The 4878-nt window shown below is 74.3% G+C and carries 5 protein-coding genes and 1 pseudogene; all 6 read right to left on the bottom strand.

All coding sequences use genetic code 11. The features are described from left to right. Positions 1-266 (bottom strand): annotated as a pseudogene (locus tag AB0I76_RS22415) (peptidase S1); the annotation flags it as partial. Positions 267-328: 62 nt separating this feature from the next. After that, positions 329-1888: a HAMP domain-containing sensor histidine kinase gene (locus AB0I76_RS22410; RefSeq protein WP_357038683.1), complete on the bottom strand. Its 1560-nt coding sequence runs from the start codon at positions 1886-1888 to the stop codon at positions 329-331. Next, positions 1885-2586, bottom strand: a complete 702-nt coding sequence (locus tag AB0I76_RS22405) for a response regulator transcription factor (protein ID WP_357038680.1) — start codon at positions 2584-2586, stop codon at positions 1885-1887. The genes AB0I76_RS22410 and AB0I76_RS22405 overlap by 4 nt, the downstream gene beginning before the upstream one ends. 83 nt (positions 2587-2669) lie before the next feature. Next, positions 2670-3287 (bottom strand): PadR family transcriptional regulator, encoded by a 618-nt coding sequence (locus tag AB0I76_RS22400; RefSeq protein ID WP_357038677.1) that lies wholly within the window; start codon positions 3285-3287, stop codon positions 2670-2672. After that, entirely contained in the window at positions 3284-4117 is an 834-nt protein-coding gene (locus AB0I76_RS22395; RefSeq protein ID WP_357038674.1) for a DUF4097 family beta strand repeat-containing protein, read from the bottom strand. The genes AB0I76_RS22400 and AB0I76_RS22395 overlap by 4 nt, the downstream gene beginning before the upstream one ends. A gap of 88 nt (positions 4118-4205) precedes the next feature. Continuing rightward, the coding region (locus AB0I76_RS22390; protein WP_357038671.1) for a lysophospholipid acyltransferase family protein at positions 4206-4878 on the bottom strand (673 nt) is incomplete at its 5' end.

Genomic DNA, 4878 nt, shown 5'->3' with positions numbered 1-4878 from the left:
GGACCGTCACCGGCACGGGGCGCGTCGGGGGTGACGGCGCCGGCGGTGGCCGGGCCGGCCTCGGGCGTACGGGAGAGCTCGTCGCCGACGGCCTGGACCTCGACGGTCGGGGCCGGGTCGGTGGTCCCGCCGTCGACGGCGGGGGTGGCGCCGGGGCCGGAGTCGGACTGCGCCCGCTCGACGCGAGGCAGCTCGGCGGTGGGGTGCGACGGCTCGGCGTCGGAGGGGGCCGGCCGGCGCTGCGGGTCGGACTCGTACTCGGTCATGGGACCACCCTCTCTCCTGCCACTGCGATGCGCCTGGAACCTGCCTGGACGTTTTCTGAAAGTCACTCGCCGTCGTCGAGGTCGGGGTCGGGCGCCAACGGCAGGCGGACGCGGAACGTCGCTCCCCCGCCCGGCGTCGAGGTCACCTCGACGGTGCCGTGGTGGGCGGCGACCAGCGCGGCGACGATCGCCAGACCCAGCCCGGTGCCGGTGACGCCGCCGGCCCGGCGGGTACGCGCGGCGTCCGCCCGGTAGAAGCGCTCGAAGACCCGTTCGGCCTGTTCCGGGGAGAGACCCGGCCCGGAGTCGGCGACCTCCACCACGCCCAGGTTCCCCGGCTCGCTGCGCAGCCGCAGGGTCACCGCGGCGTCCGGCGGGGTGTGGGTGAGCGCGTTGGTCATCAGGTTGCCGATCACCTGACGCAGGCGGGCGTCGTCGCCGTGCACGACGAGCGGGCCGGAGCCCGGCTCGATGTCCAGCTCGATCCGGCGCTCGGGAGCCACCACCCGCGCGGCCTCGACCGCATCGCCGGCGAGCACCGGCAGCTCCACCGGGGCGAGCGTGACCGGTCGTTCCCGGTCCAGCCGGGCCAGCAGGAGCAGGTCCTCCACCAGCAGGCCCATCCGGGCCGCCTCGTCCTCGATGCGGCGCAGCAGGTCCGCGGTCTGTTCGGGGGCGCGGGCCGCGCCCTGCCGGTACAGCTCGGCGAAGCCGCGGATGGTGGTCAGCGGGGTCCGCAGCTCGTGGGAGGCGTCCGCGACGAACTGCCGCATGCGCTCCTCGGACCGTCGTGCCCGCGCCTCGGAGGCCCGGGCGGAGCCGGCGGCGTCGCGGGCGGCGACCTCGGCGGAACGGGCGGCGGCCTCGGAGGCGGCGCGGGCGGTGAAGGCCGCCTCGATCTGGGTCAGCATGGCGTTCAACGCCCGGGACAGCCGGCCCAGCTCGGAGGTGGCGCACTCCTTCCCCTCCTCCGGGTCGGGCACCCGCCGGCTGAGGTCACCGCCGGCGATGGCAGCCGCCGTCCGTTCGATCTCCACCAGCGGCTTGAGGCTGGCCCGGACCACCGCCGCGCCGATCGACGCGAGCAGGAACAGCACCGAGGTGCCGGCCAGGACGTCGATCCACACCAGCCGCTTGACCGCCAGGTCCACGTCGGTGAGGTGCTGCCCGACGGCGGCCAACTCCCCGTTCGGCAGCTTCGTGTAGGACATGCGCCATCGGCTGTGCCCGTCCCGGGACCGAACGGTCTTGAGCTGACCGACCTCCTCGGCGAAGTCCGCCTCCGTCTCCGGCCAGGGGGGCAGGTCGTCCGGCTGGAGGTCCGGGTTGAAGTAGTTCGGTACTGGTTGCCCGTCGGAGACACTGATCAGGATGAAGTCGCTGGGCAGCCCGAAGACCGTCTCCCGCCCCCGCTTCGACATGTCGATGGCTCGACTCAGCGTCCGCTCCGCCAGCCGCAGGTCCTCGTCGACCTGGCCCACCAGGTAGCTGCGCAGGAAGAACGTCGTGGACACGCTGATGACCAGCAGCGCACCGGAGACCAGGGCGAGGACCGAGGCGACGAGCTTGACCCGGAGCGGAACGCCCCGCAGCTTGGACTTCGCCTGCTCGACCGGGGTCACGCCGCCGGCTTGCGCAGGACGTAGCCGACCCCGCGCAGGGTGTGGATCAGCCGGGGCTGCGTGTTGTCGACCTTGCGCCGCAGGTAGGAGATGTACGACTCGACGATGTTGTCGTCGCCCCGGAAGTCGTAGTTCCACACGTGGTCGAGGATCTGCGCCTTGGAGAGCACCCGGTTGGCGTTCAGCATGAGGTAGCGCAGCAGCTTGAACTCGGTCGGCGAGAGCTGCACCCGCTGGCCGGCCCGGTGCACCTCGTGGGTCTCCTCGTCCAGCTCCAGATCGGCGAAGGTGAGCCGGGAGGGCGCCGTCTCGCCACTGCTGGTGCGCCGCAGCACCGCCCGGATCCGGGCGGTCAGCTCCTCCAGGCTGAACGGCTTGGTGACGTAGTCGTCGCCGCCGAGGGTCAACCCGCGGATCTTGTCGTCGGTCGCGTCGCGGGCGGTCAGGAACACCACCGGCGTACGCGTGCCGCCCTCGCGGAGCATCCGGATGACCTCGAAGCCGTCCAGGTCGGGCAGCATCACGTCGAGCACGACCAGGTCGGGACGGTGGTCCTTGGCCGCGTTGAGGGCGGCGCTGCCGCTGGTCGCGGTGGCCACGTCGAACCCGGCGAACCGGAGGCTCGCGGAGAGGAGTTCCAGGATGTTGGGGTCGTCCTCGACGACGAGCAGTCGCGCCTCGGTCTGGATAGTGGCCATGGGCCCATCATCCGCGCTCTCGCTGCGCCCGCGCTGGGCGGATGCTGGAAAGAACCTGTGAGCCGGCTGCCACGCCGCTGCTGTCAGCGCAGCAGCCGGCGCAGCCCGTCGAGCGCGCCGTCGAGCACCCTGATCGCGGTCCGCAGCTGCGAGTCGCTGAAGCGGCGGGCCCGCACCAGCGCGCCGACCTCGGTACCGAACGCGGCCAGCCGCCGGTCGAACTCGGCGAGCAGCCGCTCGTCGTCGGACGCGGCCGGCCCGGGGGCGGGTGCCGGATCGGACGCGGGCGGCGCCCAGCGCGTACGCCGGGTCTGGCGGGTCGCCTCCCGTAGCTCCCGTTTGAGGTCGCGGACCGAGCCCCGCACCTCGCTGCGGATCTCGCCGGCCAGGGCGGAGAGGTCCTGCACCGAGGCGGTGATGTCCGACTCCAGCGTGGCCAGCTCGTCGGCCCGCTGGCGCAGCTCCGCCCGGCCGGCGTCGGTGATCTCGTAGACCTTCCGGCCCCCCGCGGCGGTGTGGGTCACCAGCCCGTCGCCCTCCAGCCGTTGCAGGCGGGGATAGATGGTGCCGGCGCTGGGCGCGTACAGGCCGAGGAAGCGCTCCTCCAGCAGGCGGATCAGCTCGTAGCCGTGCCGGGGCCCGTCGGCCAGGAGCTTGAGCAGGTAGAGGCGGAGCCGCCCGTGACCGAACACGGCCGTCACGGCAACTCCCCCTCCTCGTCGACGTCCACCGGGCGGGCGAGCAGCGCGATGCTGCCCGAGGTGGCGGAGGCCCAGAGCCTACCCGCACCGGTGCCCAGCACCCCCTCGCTGTTCCGCAGCACCGGGAGGCCGCCCTCCGCGCGCAGTTGCGGGAAGCCGCTGGTGACCCGACCGGAGGTGGTGTGCAGCCGGACGGTGAGGTCGCTGTCCGCACGGACCCGGACGGTGATGCCGCCGGAGATGGTGGTGAGCTGGATGTCGCTGCCACGAGGATTGTCCAGGTCGCAGGTGATCGCGCCCGAGACGGTCTGCGCGCGGACATGCCCGGCGGTGCTGTCGGCGAGGGTCACCTCGCCGGAGACGGTCCGCAGGTCGAGCTCACCGGCCACGCCGAGCGCCTCGACCGCACCGGCGGTGATCTTCGCGGTGGTCCGCCCGCGCAACCCCATCAGGGTGATCCGGCCGGCCGTCACCTCGACCCGGGCCGCGCCGCACAGGCCCGACGCGACCAGGGAGCCGTCGACCAGGACGAGGTCGGCGGCGGCGTCGGCGGGGACCGCGACGGAGACGTCGACCCGGGGCCACCGGGCGAGCGGGCCCATCCACCGCAGGAACCCCGCCCAGCCCCGGAGGTGCTCCTGCCGGACCACGAGGCGGCCGTCCCGGTGCTCGACGTGCACCGGCCGTCGGCCGACCCGGGTCACGTCGACCCGGGCGGGGCCGTCGGTGGCCACCACGTTGAGCCGGCCGCTGAGCAGGCGCACGTCGACCCGGTCGACGGGCCCGTCCAGGGTCAGCCGCTGCGGGCTGTCGACGGTGCGGTGCGTCACGGGTCCTCCCCTCGGCGACGCGCTCGGGGGAGCGCGTCCGACGGGCCGACACTAACGCGATACATCGCGATATGGCAAGGGTGTCGCGTCAGGCGGCCAGATCGAGCTCCGACGCCACGCCGGTCGGCGACGGCACGAGGTGGACGGCGGACTCGGCGGCACGGGCGAGCACCCGCCGATCGGCGTCGCGGGCGGGGTGCAGGGCGGCGACGACGGTCACCTCGACCACCACACGCCGGGCGGCCAGGACACGCCGCACCGACCGCCACAGGTTCTCCTCGCCGACGAAGGCCGCCGCGGTCGTCCCCGCGCCGGTGGCGACGCAGCGGTACGCGATCCGCAACGGCACGACCGGAGCGCCGGCGTCGATGGCCGCCTGGAACACGGCCGGTCGGAAGCCACCGCCGGGCCGGCATCCGCCGCCGTCCCCGCACCACGTCGTCCCCTCCGGGAAGACCGCCACCGACCGGCCGGAGCGGAGCGCCTCGGCCACCCGCCCGACCATGACCGGTAGGTCCCGGGGCCGACCCCGGTCCACGAAGACCGTGCCGGCGGCGCCCGCGAGCTGACCGATCAGCGGCCAGGCCCGGACCTCGCTCTTGGCGATCATCCGGGCCGGCGCGGCGGCGAGCACGGCGAGGACGTCCAGCCAGGACTCGTGGTTCGCGACCAGCAGCGCACGCCGCCGGGGCAGCCGGCCCCGGACGACCACCCGCACGCCGAAGGCCCGGGCGGTCAGCCGCGCCCAGCCGCGTACGGCC

It is taken from the genome of Micromonospora sp. NPDC049799 (genome assembly GCF_040656655.1).
Lineage (GTDB): Bacteria > Actinomycetota > Actinomycetes > Mycobacteriales > Micromonosporaceae > Micromonospora.
This window is presented reverse-complemented; position numbering and strand designations above follow the sequence as displayed.

Excerpts from the sequence above, each read along its gene's own strand:
- AB0I76_RS22405 (WP_357038680.1), bottom strand. The coding sequence starts at position 2,586 with ATGGCCACTATCCAGACCGAGGCGCGACTGCTCGTCGTCGAGGACGAC.